This window comes from Comamonas sp. MYb21, from assembly GCF_037479395.1.
GTDB lineage: Bacteria > Pseudomonadota > Gammaproteobacteria > Burkholderiales > Burkholderiaceae_C > Comamonas.
The window spans coordinates 377,721-391,476 of record NZ_JBBGZC010000001.1; the positions used below are offsets into that span (position 1 = coordinate 377,721).

Sequence of the window (13,756 nt, forward strand, 5' to 3'; positions counted from 1 at the left end):
TACAGCGCCTCAGCGCTGCGCGGTGGCCAGCTTGACTGCCAGGCCGACAAACACCACGGCGGTGATCTTGTTGAGCCAAAACTGCGCGCGCGGCGAGCGCAGCAACAGATTGCCAAAGGCGCCCGAGAACAGCGCAATGGCGCCAAACACCAGGAAGGCCGCCAGGATGAACACGGCGCCAAAGACAAAGATCTGCGGGCCGACCGGGCCGATGGCCGGGTCGGCAAACTGCGGCAAAAAGGCCAGGAAGAAGATCAGCACCTTGGGGTTGGTGAGGTTCATCACCACGCCACGGCGCACCATCACCAGCAGGTCCTTGCCCGCGATGTCCGCTCGACCGTTTCCGCTGGCGGCCGCTCCACCAGCAGAGGCATCTGCAGCCACCGGTGCCCGCCAGGCCCCCCAGGCCAGATAGGCCAGGTAGGCCGCGCCACACCACTTGAGCACCGTGAATGCCATGCTGGACGCCGCAAACACCGCTGCCAGCCCCAGCGCCACCGCCGTGGTATGCACCACCACACCCAGGCACAGGCCCACCACCACGGCAATCCCCACCCGCCAGCCGCGCTGTATCGACTGCATCAGCACAAACAGGTTGTCCGGCCCGGGCGACAGCGCCAGCAACACGGCAACACCAAAAAAGGCCAGCAGGGATTGAAAGGTAGGCATAGGAATGTCTCGGGGAAGGGCCGCAGACCAGCGGCGAAGAACCGGCACATTATGGCCTGCGGCCCAGCCGACCAGATCTGCCAGCGCTTACGGGCGTGACAGCGGCGCAGTGACGATCCAGCCTTCCAGCGGGTCAATGCCGGGCGGCAAGCCATACAGCGCATGGCCCGCCGCATGCTGGGCCAGCGCCCAGCCGGCCTGCAACATGCAAATGGCGGCATCGAGGTGGTCGCCACTGGCATCGGCTGCCATGGTCTGCAGCTGCGCAGCATCGGCCAGCAGGCGCAGCCCCAAATGGTGCTGGCCATGCAGCAAGGCCTCCAGCAACTCTGCCCTGGCCTGGGCACGCTCGGGCGTCTGGCGCTGGCGGTCATCGCTTTTGTAGCTGCGCCGGCCAATCAACTCGCGCGCCAGCATGCCGGGGTAGGCCTCCAGCGCGACGCGCTTACTTTCTCGGCGCAGCAGACCGGGGAAATCCGCGCCCACATCCAGCAGCCGGGGCAGGCCCGCATGCAGCATCCAGGCGACAGGCGGGTTGACCCATTTCATCGACGGGCTGGAGCCTGCGGGCCCATCGGTGGCGCGGTGGGCAAACTTGCCGCCGGCGGGCCGGGCATCGCAAAAGGCTTTGAACAGGGTGCGGATCTCGCTGCGCTCCAGGCCAGCATAGTGCTGCATGCAGGCCTGCCAATCGCGGGGCCAGCCCAGTTGCGTGATCAGCTCGCGCGGCAGCGCAAACGGCAGGTCAAAGCCGCCGACCCAGGCCGGCTGCTGCTGCAAAAAATCCTGCCACTGCGCCAAGCTGGCAAAGCGCTCAAAGCCCTGCAGCGCCACCGTGCCCACCTCGGTATCCAGCTGGCCCCAGGCCACGACCACGGGTTTGCGCCGGCTCGGGCTGCTGCTGAAATCGCAGCCCAGCACCGGTGGCAGCGCAGCGCCTGGCATCGCTCAGCCCAATCCCAGCGCGACCACGCCCACGCCGATGAGCAGCGCGCCGGCAATGCGCAGCAGGCGGTCGCCCTCGCCCAGCAGCTTGCCGCCGATCAGCGCGGCAAACAGCATCGAGACCTCGCGCGCAGGCGCCACATGCGAGATCGGCGCTGTCTGCACCGCATACAGCACCAGCACATAGGCCATGGGGCTGAAGATGGCGACGACCAGCGCAAAGCGCCATTGCTGCAGCCACAGACGCCGGGTCTCAGCCCAGTTCATCATGCCCAGCGGCGCCAGCATCACCACGCGCACCAGGTTGCCCATGTAGTCGAGCAGGATGGGCGAGAGCAGCATCACCTTGACGGCATAGCTGTCCACCACCGTATAGGCGGCAATGAACAGGCCCGTGAGCAGCCCGTAGTGCAGGCCCTTGATGGTGCGATCGCGGGCCTCGCCGGGGCCCGGCCGGGTGGCGGCACGCAGCATGGCCGGGCCGCCAGCAATCAAAAATACGCCCGCCACCACGGCCGCAATGCCCACCGCGCCCAGGCTCGACAGATGCTCGCCCAGAAACAGCACCGCCACCATCGACGAGATCAGCGGCCCGCTGCCGCGTGCCAGCGGGTAGACCACGGTGAGATCGGCCACCCGGTAGCCGCGTAGCAAGGTGACAAAGTAAAAGATATGCAGCAAGGCGCTGGCCGAGACAAAGGCCCATTCGGTCAGGCCCCACTGGGGCACCACATCCTTGCCCACCCACCAGCCCACCGGCAGCCACACCAGCGCATTGAGCACCGAGGTGAACAGCGAGAAGCGGGCGTCACCCCCGGCTTTCTTGGCGACGATGTTCCAGAAAGCGTGGATGATGCCGGCCGCGATGATGAGCGTGAAAGCGTGGAGCGTCATGGCTGGAGGAACGGTGGAAGCGAGACGGAAAAAAATAACCCGGGTCGGGCCCGGGTGTCACACAGTCAGGGTGCGGATCAGTTGCCTGCGCGCTGCGGAATCAGCGACAGGAACTCGCGCCGCAGATTGGGGTTGGTGAGGAACTCGCCCCGCATGACCGAGTTGAGCATCTTGGAGTCCATCTCGCGCACACCGCGCCAGGACATGCAAAAGTGCGAGGCCTCCAGCACCACGGCCAGGCCATCGGGCTGGGTCTTCTTCATGATCAGATCGGCCAGCTGCACGATGGCCTCTTCCTGGATCTGGGGGCGGCCCAGCACCCAGTCGACCAGGCGCGCATATTTGGACAGGCCGATCACATTGGTGTTCTTGTTGGGCAGCACGCCGATCCAGACCTTGCCGATGACCGGGCAGAGGTGGTGGCTGCAGGCGCTGCGCACGGTGATCGGGCCGACGATCATCAGCTCGTTCAGGTGCTCGGCATTGGGGAAGGCCGTCACCTCGGGCTGGGGCACATAGCGGCCCTTGAACACCTCGGTCAGGTACATCTTGGCGACACGGCGCGCGGTGTTGCGGGTGTTGTGGTCGTCCTTGGTGTCGATGACCATGCTGTCGAGCACGCCCTGCATCTTGTGCTCGACTTCGTCAAGCAGCTGCTCGAGCTCACCGGGCTCGATGAACTCGGAGATATTGTCATTGGCATGGAAGCGCTGCTGGGCTGCCACTATCCGCTCACGGATCTTGACGGACACCGGCGTGCCTTCGTCGCTGGCGGGTGCTTTATTCGGATCGGATAGTTCTGTAAACATAGCGGGGATGGTAGCAGCGATTGCAGACCCGCAAGCATACGGTGTTTCTCCCCCTTAGAACCTGTTCAGAGTCTCTACGCAGCCGCGTTGGAGTGCAATCGGGATGAGTTCGAAGGGATGGAACGCAGCTTGCACCGGGGTGCAAGCAAGGGCCAGCGCGCAGAAATCGCCCGATTTCACTCCAACCCGTAGGGACAGTGGCTTTGCGCTGCCCGGGAAGGGAGCGGTCTGCGTTGTTGCAAATCCTCGCAATAGCGCGGCTATTGCTGCGGTATTGCGCCTAGCATCCCATCTCGCAAAGACACTGTCGCGGCGCGAGGAGACTTTGAACAGGTTCTTAGGCCAGCGCAAGAAAAGGGCAAAAGCTATGGATTCGATAGCATTCGGCGCCCAAAAGCCGAAAAGCGGTTTTTGCCTCAGTCGCGCAGCCGGAACTCGGCAATCAAGGGCAGATGGTCGGACATGCGCCACCAGATGCGGCCCCGGGGCACAAACAGGCCGCAGGGCGTCAGACCCCGGGCATAGACATGGTCCAGCTGCACAACGGGCAGGCGCGAGGGGTAGGTCATCAGCGGCTGCTCGTCGTACTCGAACAGGCCAAAACCGGCCAGCATGCGCTTGACCTGAAAGCCCCAGTCATTGAAGTCGCCCGCGACAATCACCGGCTCATCATCGGGCACATGGGCCTTGATGAACTCATGGATCAGCGCGGTCTGGCGCAGGCGGCTGCCATGCACCAGGCCCAGGTGCACCACGATGGTGTGGATGCGCTGGCCGGCAATCGCCATCGCCACATGCAAGAGCCCGCGCTGCTCAAAGCGGTGGTCGGAGATGTCGCGATGGTTCGACTCCAGAATCGGCCAGCGGGTGAGCAAAGCGTTGCCGTGCTCGCCCCAGCGCGTCGTGGCATTGGTGCGGTAGGCAGCGGTATAGCCCAGCGGGGTCAGAAAATCCGCCTGGTTCTGCTCGGGCCAGTTGTTGAAGAAGCTCTCTTCCTTGCGGTTGTCCTTGCGCACTTCCTGCAGGCAGATGATGTCGGCATCCATCTGCTCGACCGCCAGCCCCAGGTTGTGGATCTCCAACCTGCGCACGGGTCCCAGGCCTTGCACCCCTTTGTGGATGTTGTAGGTGGCCACCCGCAGTATCGGTAAATCGTCGTGAGTATCGGTCATGAAGCTATGAACCTCGGCAGCCAAAGAATGGCTTCGCTGTTCGATATGGAATAGCAGCGCTGTGCTGCCTCTTGCCAATCATGCCACGCATGCGCGGTGTGCTCCCTCGGGCTGAGCACGATCTTGGTGTAGGACGGCACCTGCAGGCTGAACACATGCTCGGTGTTCATGCAGACATCGGGCGCATAGCGGTGGCGCCAGGCCGGGTAGATCGGGTAGGTGTTCTCCAGATCCCAGTCGCGCAGCACGCAGCCAGGTTGCTGGGCATCGATGCCGGTCTCTTCAAAAACCTCGCGGATCGCCGTCTGCTGCCAGGTTTCGCTATCGCTGTCCTGGCTGCCGGTCACCGGCTGCCAGTAGTCCTGGCCCTCCATCTGGCTGGCGCGGCGCAGCAGCAGCACCTGCAGATCGGCCGTGTGGATGATGACCAGCACCGAGCGGGGCAGCTTGTAGGGCAGGCTGGCACCTGTGGTCTCTTGTATCGTCAACGCGGGACCTCGGGCTTGCGGATGGCCACGGCCGGTGGCAAGGCCTTGGCCTGCAGCAGCCGCACCTGCTGCACCATCAGGTTGTGGGCGTTCAGGAAGGCTGCGGCAATGACCTTGCCCTCATTGGTATTGCTCCAGCCCATGCCGGCGCCGCCACCCAGGCGGCCCAGCAGCACGCCGCCCACGCCCAGGTCGGTGGCGCGGGCCGAGCCGGTGGCGGCGGCGACCTGCTCGGTGGTTTCGTTGTCGGTCAGGAACAAGGCGGTCTGCGCCTCCTTGAACTTGACCTGCTCGGCCACGCCGGCCAGGCCCGCGATATCGCGCAGCACCGGGATCATCGCGATGATGCCCGCCAGGCCCCGGCCGGCATCCTGCTCGCTGAAGGTGAGGTTGGGCACCAACGTGTACTGGGCCTCATATCCCTTGCGCTTTTGCACCGTGCCGTTGGGGCGCAGCACGCCGGCATCCTGCAGCTCGCCTTCGCGGATGGTGCCCTGCAGGCCTCCGGCCCGGTCCACCACGCGAAAGCAGCCGCTTTGCTGCATCAGCAAGCGCACCAGCGGCACGGGGGTGGGCGGCAGGTTCACGCTGCTGGGCATCACATAGCCGCGCGGGTTCTCCAGCAGGGCCACCGTGGCGATGGGCTCGTCGCAGCGCTCCAGGCTGGCATGCGCACCCTGGCCGCCTGCCGGCCCGGCCGAGCCGGAGACCTCCGAGCCGCCCTCGCCCAGCTCGGTCTTTTTCTCGCCGCAGCCGGCCAAGGCCAGCGCGATGGCGGCCCAGGCCATGGCGCATGCCCAGCGCCCGGTTCGGTTGGAAGTCGCAGTCATCGCGTGCATGCGTACCCTTTGCAATCTGTCAGTCAGGCCAGAGCATAGCGCCCCAGAATGACAAAAAAGGCCAAAGCCTGGAGGGCTTTGGCCTTGTGGCGGCGCCGTGCATCAGGCAGGCCCATGCAGCGCGCGGTCCGCTTACTGCGCGCCGGCTGGGTTGCGCAGCTTGATGTGCAACTCGCGCAGCTGCTTTTCGTCCACAGGCGATGGGGCCTGGGTCAGCAGGTCCTGGGCGCGCTGGGTCTTGGGGAAGGCGATCACGTCGCGGATCGACTCGGAGCCGGTCATCAAGGTGATCAGACGGTCCAGACCGAAGGCCAGGCCACCGTGGGGAGGCGCGCCGTACTGCAGCGCATCCAGCAGGTAGCCGAACTTGGCACGTGCATCTTCGGCGCTGATCTTGAGCGCGGTGAACACCTTGGACTGCACATCGGCACGGTGGATACGCACCGAGCCACCGCCCAGTTCCCAACCGTTGAGCACCATGTCGTAGGCCTTGGCGATGCACTTGCCGGGGTCGGTGTCCATCAGGTCCTCATGGCCGTCCTTGGGCGACGTGAAGGGGTGGTGCACGGCGGCCCAGCGGTCGTTTTCCTCGTCGTGTTCGAACATCGGGAAGTCCACCACCCACAGCGGTGCCCAACGGTCCTCAAACAGGCCGGTGCTCTTGCCAAAGGCGCTGTGGCCGATCTTGATGCGCAGCGCGCCGATGGCGTCGTTGACGATCTTTTCCTTGTCGGCGCCAAAGAAGATCAGGTCGCCGTCTTGCGCTTCGGTGCGCTTGAGGATCTCGGCAATCGCGGCGTCATGGATGTTCTTGACGATGGGCGACTGCAGGCCGTCACGGCCCTTGGCCAGCTCGTTGACCTTGATGTAGGCCAAGCCCTTGGCGCCATAGATCTTGACGAAGTCGGTGTAGGCGTCGATGTCGCCACGCGACAGACCGCCCTGCTCGCGCGCACCACCTGGCACACGCAGGCCCACCACGCGGCCGCCCTTCATGTTGGCAGCACCCGAGAACACCTTGAAGTCCACGTCCTTCATCACGTCGGTCAGCTCGGTGAATTCCAGCTTGACGCGCAGGTCAGGCTTGTCCGAACCAAAGCGGAAGGCCGCGTCCTGGTAGGTCATGATCGGGAACTCGCCCAGGTCCACATTCAGCTGGGTCTGGAACACTTCCTTGATCATGCGCTGGAAAATGGCGCGGATCTCTTCTTCGTTCAGGAACGAGGTTTCGCAGTCGATCTGCGTGAACTCGGGCTGGCGGTCAGCGCGCAGGTCTTCGTCGCGGAAGCACTTGGTGATCTGGTAGTAGCGGTCGTAGCCGGCCACCATCAGCATCTGCTTGTACAGCTGGGGCGACTGGGGCAGCGCGAAGAATTCACCGTCGTGCACGCGGCTGGGCACCAGGTAGTCACGCGCGCCTTCGGGCGTGCTCTTGCCCAGCATCGGCGTTTCGATGTCGATGAAGCCTTCCTTGTCGAGGAAGTTGCGCACCTGGATGGCCGTCTTGTAGCGCAGCATCATGTTGCGCTGCATCGTGGGGCGGCGCAGGTCCAGCACGCGGTTGGTCAGGCGCACGGTCTCCGACAGGTTCTCGTCATCGATCTGGAACGGAGGCGTCACCGAGGCGTTGAGCACGGTCAGCTCGTGGCACAGCACTTCGATCTTGCCGCTCTTGATCGAGTCATTGGTGGTGCCTTCAGGACGGGCACGCACGAGGCCCTTGACCTGCACGCAGAACTCATTGCGCACGTCTTCGGCGACCTTGAACATCTCGGCGCGGTCAGGGTCACAGACCACCTGCACATAGCCTTCGCGGTCACGCAGGTCGATGAAAATCACACCACCGTGGTCACGGCGGCGATTGACCCAGCCGCACAGGCTCACGGTTTCGCCCATCTGGGCTTCGGTCACTTGACCGCAGTATTGGGAACGCATTGCCATAGCCAATCTTCCTGCACCGATGAAGGTGCCTTAGTTCTCAGTTATTTAGACCCCGTGGGGACATCGGGCGCAGCCACGACCCCCATCGAGACGATGTATTTAAGCGCAGCATCCACGCTCATGTTCAATTCAATGCAGTCGCTCTTGCGCACCATCACCAGGTAGCCACCCGTGGGGTTGGGCGTGGTGGGCACATAGACGCTGACAAACGCGGTATCGGCACTGTCCGGGCTCTGGTGCAGGTGGCTGTCCAGCTCACCGCTGGGCGCGCCGGTCACAAAACCGATGGTCCACATGCCCGGATGGGGCCACTGCACCATGACCGCGGTGCGAAAGGCATTGCCGCTTTCGGAAAACAAGGTGTCGGAGACCTGCTTGACGCTCGAGTAGATCGAGCGCACCACCGGAATCCGGCTGACCAGCGCATCGCCCCAGGCCACCAGCTTGCGGCCGACAAAATTGCTGGCAATGCCGCCGACGATCAGCAGGATCGCCAAGGTCAGCACCACGCCGAAACCGGGGATATGGTAGCCCAGGACCTCGTCGGGCTGCCAGTGCTGCGGGAGGATCAGCAAGGTCTGGTCAAGCGTGCCGATGATCCAGTTGAGCACCCAGACCGTGATGACGCCCGGCACGATGACCAGCAAGCCGGTCAGCAACCATTTGCGCAAGGACGCCATCACCTCGTAGCCCTCAGACCGCCGAGCCGCCGCTGGCAGCCGGTGCAGATGCGGGTGCGGGCGTTGCTGCCGCTGCAGGCGCAGCCGCGTCGGCCGCAGGCGCGCTGGCCGGTGCCGCCGCAGCCGACTTGCCACTGAAGTCGGTGGCGTACCAGCCCGTGCCCTTGAGTTGGAACCCCGGGGCCGTCAGTTGCTTGGAGAAGCTGGCTTGCTTGCACTCGGGGCAGTCCGTCAGCGGTGCATCCGATATTTTTTGCAAAACATCCTTGGCATAGCCGCAGGCACTGCACTTGTAGGCGTAAATAGGCATCGCGCGTGTAAGAAAACGGAGGGAAACTCTTGATTATAGGCGGGTTGCAAAACCGATCCGGGGCGTAGGCTTAGCACTACGCCCCGCATTCAGCGCCGTTCGCTCAGCGCCCCGCCACTGCTGCGCCGCTGGCGGCGGGCGCGGTATCGGCCACAAAGGCCTGCACGTCCGTCTTCTGGTTGCGGATGGCTTGCGGCGCCAGCGAGCCGACAATCATGCCGGTGAAGGCGGCCAGCACACCAGCGAGCTGGGCCGGGAAGGCAGCGCCCCAGGCCATGTTCAAACCGGCCAGCCAGATGCCGATGCCCAGGAACACCGCCAGCAGCGCGCCCTGGGTGGTGGCGCGCTTCCAGTACAGGCCCATCACCAGCGGCACAAAGGCCCCGACCAGTGGCACCTGGTAGGCGCCCGAGACCAGCTCATAGATGGGGGTGCCCTGCATGCGGATCGAATAGGCCAGCACGCAGGCGCTGAACACCAGCACGCTGATGCGCATGGTCTTGAGGTTCTCGCGGTCGCTCACCCTGGGGCGGAACTGGCGCCAGATGTTCTCGGTAAAGGTCACGCTCGGGGCAAGCAAGGTGGCCGATGCGCAGGACTTGATGGCAGACAGCAGCGCGCCAAAGAACAGCACCTGCATCACAAAAGGCATCTTCTCCATCACCAGCGTGGGCAGCACTTTTTGCGGATCGTCCTTGAGCAAGGCCGACGTGGCCTCGGGCATGATGATCAGCGCACTGGCCACCAGGAACATCGGCACAAAGGCGAACAGGATGTACGCCGAGCCACCGATGATGGTGCCGCGCACGGCCGACTTTTCGGTGTTGGCCGACATCACGCGCTGGAACACGTCCTGCTGCGGGATCGAGCCCAGCATCATGGTGATGGCAGCAGCAAAGAAGAAGACGATGTCATGCCAGCTCGGCTCGGGCCAGAACTGGAACAGATCGCGGCTGGTGGCCAGGTCGATCACCTTGCCGGCGCCGCCGGCCATGTCCGACGCGAAGAAGGCCAGCACCATGAGGCCGACCACCAGGATGATCATCTGCACAAAATCGGTGACTGCCACCGACCACATGCCGCCAAACAAGGTATAGGCCAGGATGGACACCACGCCGATCACCATGCCCATGGGGATGCTGACCGCCCCGCCCGAGAGCAGGTTGAACACCAGGCCCAGCGCGGTGACCTGGGCGGAGACCCAGCCCAGGTAGCTCAGCATGATGATCAGCGAGCAGATGATCTCGACCGCGCTGCCGTAGCGCTTGCGGTAGTAGTCGCTGATGGTCAGCAGGTTCATGCGGTAGAGCTTGGCCGCAAAGAACATGCCCACCAGGATCAGGCACATGCCAGCGCCAAACGGGTCTTCCACCACATTGCGCAGGCCACCCTCGATGAACTTGGCCGGCACACCCAGCACGATCTCGGAGCCAAACCAGGTCGCAAACGTGGTGGTGATGATCATGAACAGCGGCAGATGGCGGCCGGCAACGGCGAAATCGGCGGTGTTCTTGACCCGTTTGGCGGCCCACAGACCCACGCCGATGGTTACAAATAGGTAGGCGATCACCATGTAGAGCAGCACGTTGTCACTCCTGCAAAGCGTAAGGGTTAAGGGTTTAAAAAAGTCGGATGCGGATGAGCACTTGCAGCACCACCAGCCCCAGGACAAAACCAATGCCTCCGCAAATGATGATCTGCAGCAGCTTGTTCGTCAATTTCTGCTGCACCAGCAGCTCCTTGAGCGTCTCGTCGTGGTGGCCGCCGCCGCCATTGCGCGCCAGGTACTGGTGCACCAGGCGGGGCATGTCGGGCAGCAGCTTGGCGTAGCGCGGCGCCTGGGATTTAAGCTCGCGCCACAGGCGCTGGGGGCCCATCTGGTCGAGCATCCATTTCTCGAGGAACGGCTTGGCCGTGCTCCAGAGGTCCAGGTCGGGGTCGAGCTGGCGGCCCAGGCCTTCGATGTTGAGCAGGGTTTTTTGCAGCAGCACCAGCTGGGGCTGGATCTCGACCTGGAAGCGCCGCGAGGTCTGGAACAGGCGCATCAGCACCATGCCCAGCGAAATTTCCTTGAGCGGGCGGTCAAAGTACGGCTCGCAGACCGCGCGGATGGCGGCTTCGAGCTCATCGACCCGGGTGTCAGGTGGCACCCAGCCGCTTTCGATGTGCAGCTCGGCGACGCGCTTGTAGTCGCGGCGGAAAAAGGCGGTGAAGTTCTGCGCCAGGTACTCTTTGTCGAACTCGGTCAAGGTGCCGACAATGCCAAAGTCCAGCGAGATATAGCGGCCAAAGCTCTCGGGCTCCAGGCTGACCTGGATATTGCCGGGGTGCATGTCCGCATGGAAGAAGCCGTCGCGGAACACCTGGGTGAAGAAGATGGTCACGCCATCGCGGGCGAGCTTGGGGATATCGACACCGGCAGCGCGCAGGGTATCGACCTGGTTGATGGGCACGCCATTCATGCGCTCCATCACCATCACCTCCTGGTGGCAGAAATCCCAGAACACCTCGGGGATCAGCACCAGGTCCAGGCCTTCCATGTTGCGGCGCAGCTGGGCAGCGTTCGAGGCCTCGCGCATCAGGTCAAGCTCGTCGTGCAGGTAGGTGTCGAACTCGGCCACCACCTGGCGCGGCTTGAGGCGCTTGCCGTCGGCAGAGAACTTCTCGACCAGCTCGGCCATCGTGCGCATCAGCGCCAGGTCGCTGTCGATCACCGGCAGCATGCCCGGGCGCAGCACCTTGACGGCAACATCGCGCAGCTCCCCCGCACGGGTGCGGATGGTGGCAAAGTGCACCTGGGCAATCGAGGCGCTGGCAATGGGCTTTTCGTCAAAGCTGACAAAGACCTCGGCCAGCGGCTTGCGGAAGGCCCGCTCGATGGTCTGCACTGCAATGCGCGGGTCGAACGAGGGCACGCGGTCCTGCAGCAGGGACAACTCTTCGGCGATATCGGGGGGCAGCAGATCGCGCCGGGTCGACAGCACCTGGCCGAACTTGACAAAGATCGGGCCCAGTTGCTCCAGCGCCTCGCGCAGGCGCTGGCCGCGCGGCTCGGTCCATTTGCGGCCTATGCGCAGTACGCGGGTGATGCCCTTGAGCCAGGGGTGGTTGAAGCTGGACAGCACCATGTCGTGCAAGCCATAGCGCCAGACCACCCACAAAATGGTGAAGCCGCGAAAAAAGCGCTTCATGTCGCGTTGCGCTCACTGGCTGGGTCGCTGTCCGCAGCGTAGCCGGGGGGCGTGGGCGGTGCAGGCGGCTGGGCCTGCGCGCCAGAGCGGCCGGCGCCAAAGCGGTCTGCGGTGCGCACGCCCATGCTGACGAACTGGCGCAGCGCAGCCGCTACGCGCTGGCCGAGCTGGGCCAGCCAATGCGCGGGGGTGTCACCCACCAGGCGGGCCAGGTCTTCTTCCACATCCCAGCGCACATGGTCGACCAGCCACTGGATCTCGGCGGCAAACTGCACATCGCCATCGATGCGGATGGTGGGCTTCTCGCCCTGGATGACGCCGCGCGCCAAGGCCAGCGGCGAGTCATCGACCACCTGCACACGCAGATCGGGGGTTTCCTGGGCGCCTGCCAGGTCCAGCAGGCCGGCGGGCGTGATCTTGAGCGCCAGCACAATGCTGCGCCACTGCACCTGAACGACGCGCCCGCTTTGGCGCACCAGGCGCTCCATGGCCGCACTTTCCTGCATCAGCACGTGGTTCAGGAACAGCACCACGCGGTGCTGCACCTCCGACACCAGCCACTGCGGGGGTTGGGCCGACTCCAGAATGCGCGCAAAAATGCCGCCCGGAAAAGAAAAAGGGGACTGTGTTGCCATAGTCCCCAATTATTCCCCAAGTCCGCCGCCTGTCGTCAGCATTAACAGGCAAAGCGGTGGAGTTTTACGGTTTGCTTACTGCAGCGCTTGCAGACCTGCTACGAGCCAACCACTGGTGCCGTCCTTGGGCTTGGTCATGTTCCAGACTTCGCGGAAGGGGCTGGGGCCTGCATGGGCTTCTTCGCGGATCATGCCCGAGAACTCGACGCTGGCCATGTAGGCATTGCCCACATCCTCGATACCCAGCAGCTGGGCTTCGAGCATCACCACATCGGTCTGGTTGGGCTGCACGCCTTCGCGGTGCTGCTCACGGTCCTGCAGCTGGCCCTTGACTTCGCCGAGCATGTCGTCGGTCATCATCGAGCGCAGGGTGTTGATGTCCGAGCGGTCCCAGGCGGACTGCAGGGTCACGAAGTTGCGCTTGGCGGCCTCCAGGAAGCCATTGGTATCAAAACCTTCTGGCACACCCCAGGATTGGGCACCGGCCAGGCCGGAACCGATCATGCTGCCACCAGCGGCGGCGGCAGGCGCAGCGCCCTGCTCCCAGGGGCGGGCCGAGGCGTCGTTACCGACCTTCTCAGGGTTGTACTGCGGAGCCACCGGAGCCGAGACCGGCGCTTGCGGCACGGCGTTGCCAGCACCCTGGAAGGCGAAGGGCGACTGCGCAGGTTGGGCTGCAGCGGCGCCCTTGCGGCGCATCACAAAGCCGACAATGGCCAGCACTGCCATGATGGCCAGGCCAATCAGCAGCATGTTGGCAAAGGCCTCACCAAAGCCCAGCGAGTGGGCGAGCCAGGCCAGGCCCAGACCAGCGGCCAGGCCGCCGAGCATCGCGCCCCAAGGCTTCTTGGGGGCCGCAGGGGCGGCATTCGGGGTGGCGGGGCGCTGGGCTTGCGCAGGCGCGGTGGCATTGTTGCCAGGCGCTTGCGCAGGCGTCGCCTGCCGTTGGGTCACATTGCCGGACTGCTGGCCCATGGACTTGCCACCTCCCATGCGCTTGGCATCGGCATCGAGGTGCACAAATGCCAGCAGTACCACCAAGACCACTGACCACAGTTTTGTCATATTTGCTCCGTTTTGTTAGGGCCGGTACGCCTTTGCGCCGGCTATTACATCCACGCCCACTTCTCAGCAACACCGGTCTGTTGTGTTGTATTGCGCTGGGCACTGGGCAGGCGCCTGG

The 13,756-nt window shown here is 64.2% G+C and carries 14 protein-coding genes; all 14 read right to left on the minus strand.

Going from position 1 to position 13,756, the window contains the following annotated elements; genetic code table 11:
* Positions 1–9: 9 nt before the first annotated feature.
* Positions 10–669 (minus strand): LysE family translocator, encoded by a 660-nt coding sequence (locus WH367_RS01735; protein WP_339533923.1) that lies wholly within the window; start codon positions 667–669, stop codon positions 10–12.
* Positions 670–756: 87 nt separating this feature from the next.
* Positions 757–1,614 (minus strand): DUF429 domain-containing protein, encoded by an 858-nt coding sequence (locus WH367_RS01740; protein WP_339533925.1) that lies wholly within the window; start codon positions 1,612–1,614, stop codon positions 757–759.
* Positions 1,615–1,617: 3 nt separating this feature from the next.
* Positions 1,618–2,508: a DMT family transporter gene (locus WH367_RS01745; protein WP_339533927.1), complete on the minus strand. Its 891-nt coding sequence runs from the start codon at positions 2,506–2,508 to the stop codon at positions 1,618–1,620.
* A gap of 77 nt (positions 2,509–2,585) precedes the next feature.
* A complete protein-coding gene (folE, locus tag WH367_RS01750) occupies positions 2,586–3,317 on the minus strand; it encodes a GTP cyclohydrolase I (protein WP_021027847.1) in 732 nt (243 codons plus the stop codon).
* 416 nt (positions 3,318–3,733) lie between these two features.
* On the minus strand, positions 3,734–4,489 hold the full coding sequence (locus WH367_RS01755) for an endonuclease/exonuclease/phosphatase family protein (protein ID WP_021027846.1): 756 nt from the start codon (positions 4,487–4,489) through the stop codon (positions 3,734–3,736).
* Positions 4,486–4,977 carry a dihydroneopterin triphosphate diphosphatase gene (gene nudB, locus WH367_RS01760; RefSeq protein ID WP_339533929.1) on the minus strand — a complete coding sequence of 164 codons (492 nt, stop codon included), beginning with the start codon at positions 4,975–4,977 and terminating at the stop codon, positions 4,486–4,488. Before nudB ends, WH367_RS01755 begins: the two co-directional genes overlap by 4 nt.
* Positions 4,974–5,807, minus strand: a complete 834-nt coding sequence (locus tag WH367_RS01765; protein ID WP_339533931.1) for a CsgG/HfaB family protein — start codon at positions 5,805–5,807, stop codon at positions 4,974–4,976. The genes nudB and WH367_RS01765 overlap by 4 nt, the downstream gene beginning before the upstream one ends.
* A gap of 141 nt (positions 5,808–5,948) precedes the next feature.
* Positions 5,949–7,757 carry an aspartate--tRNA ligase gene (aspS, locus tag WH367_RS01770; protein WP_116927055.1) on the minus strand — a complete coding sequence of 603 codons (1,809 nt, stop codon included), beginning with the start codon at positions 7,755–7,757 and terminating at the stop codon, positions 5,949–5,951.
* Positions 7,758–7,798: 41 nt separating this feature from the next.
* Positions 7,799–8,437, minus strand: a complete 639-nt coding sequence (locus WH367_RS01775) for a DUF502 domain-containing protein (protein WP_027011103.1) — start codon at positions 8,435–8,437, stop codon at positions 7,799–7,801.
* A gap of 13 nt (positions 8,438–8,450) precedes the next feature.
* The gene (locus tag WH367_RS01780; protein ID WP_339533932.1) at positions 8,451–8,747 is read right to left on the minus strand and encodes an FmdB family zinc ribbon protein; all 297 of its coding nucleotides are present in this window, start codon (positions 8,745–8,747) and stop codon (positions 8,451–8,453) included.
* Between the two features lie 103 nt (positions 8,748–8,850).
* A complete protein-coding gene (locus WH367_RS01785; RefSeq protein ID WP_021027840.1) occupies positions 8,851–10,332 on the minus strand; it encodes a sodium:solute symporter family protein in 1,482 nt (493 codons plus the stop codon).
* A gap of 34 nt (positions 10,333–10,366) precedes the next feature.
* Positions 10,367–11,938: a ubiquinone biosynthesis regulatory protein kinase UbiB gene (ubiB, locus tag WH367_RS01790; RefSeq protein ID WP_021027839.1), complete on the minus strand. Its 1,572-nt coding sequence runs from the start codon at positions 11,936–11,938 to the stop codon at positions 10,367–10,369.
* Positions 11,935–12,573 (minus strand): hypothetical protein, encoded by a 639-nt coding sequence (locus WH367_RS01795; protein ID WP_339533933.1) that lies wholly within the window; start codon positions 12,571–12,573, stop codon positions 11,935–11,937. Before WH367_RS01795 ends, ubiB begins: the two co-directional genes overlap by 4 nt.
* 75 nt (positions 12,574–12,648) lie before the next feature.
* Positions 12,649–13,638 carry a Tim44 domain-containing protein gene (locus WH367_RS01800; protein ID WP_339533935.1) on the minus strand — a complete coding sequence of 330 codons (990 nt, stop codon included), beginning with the start codon at positions 13,636–13,638 and terminating at the stop codon, positions 12,649–12,651.
* Positions 13,639–13,756 lie beyond the last annotated feature (118 nt).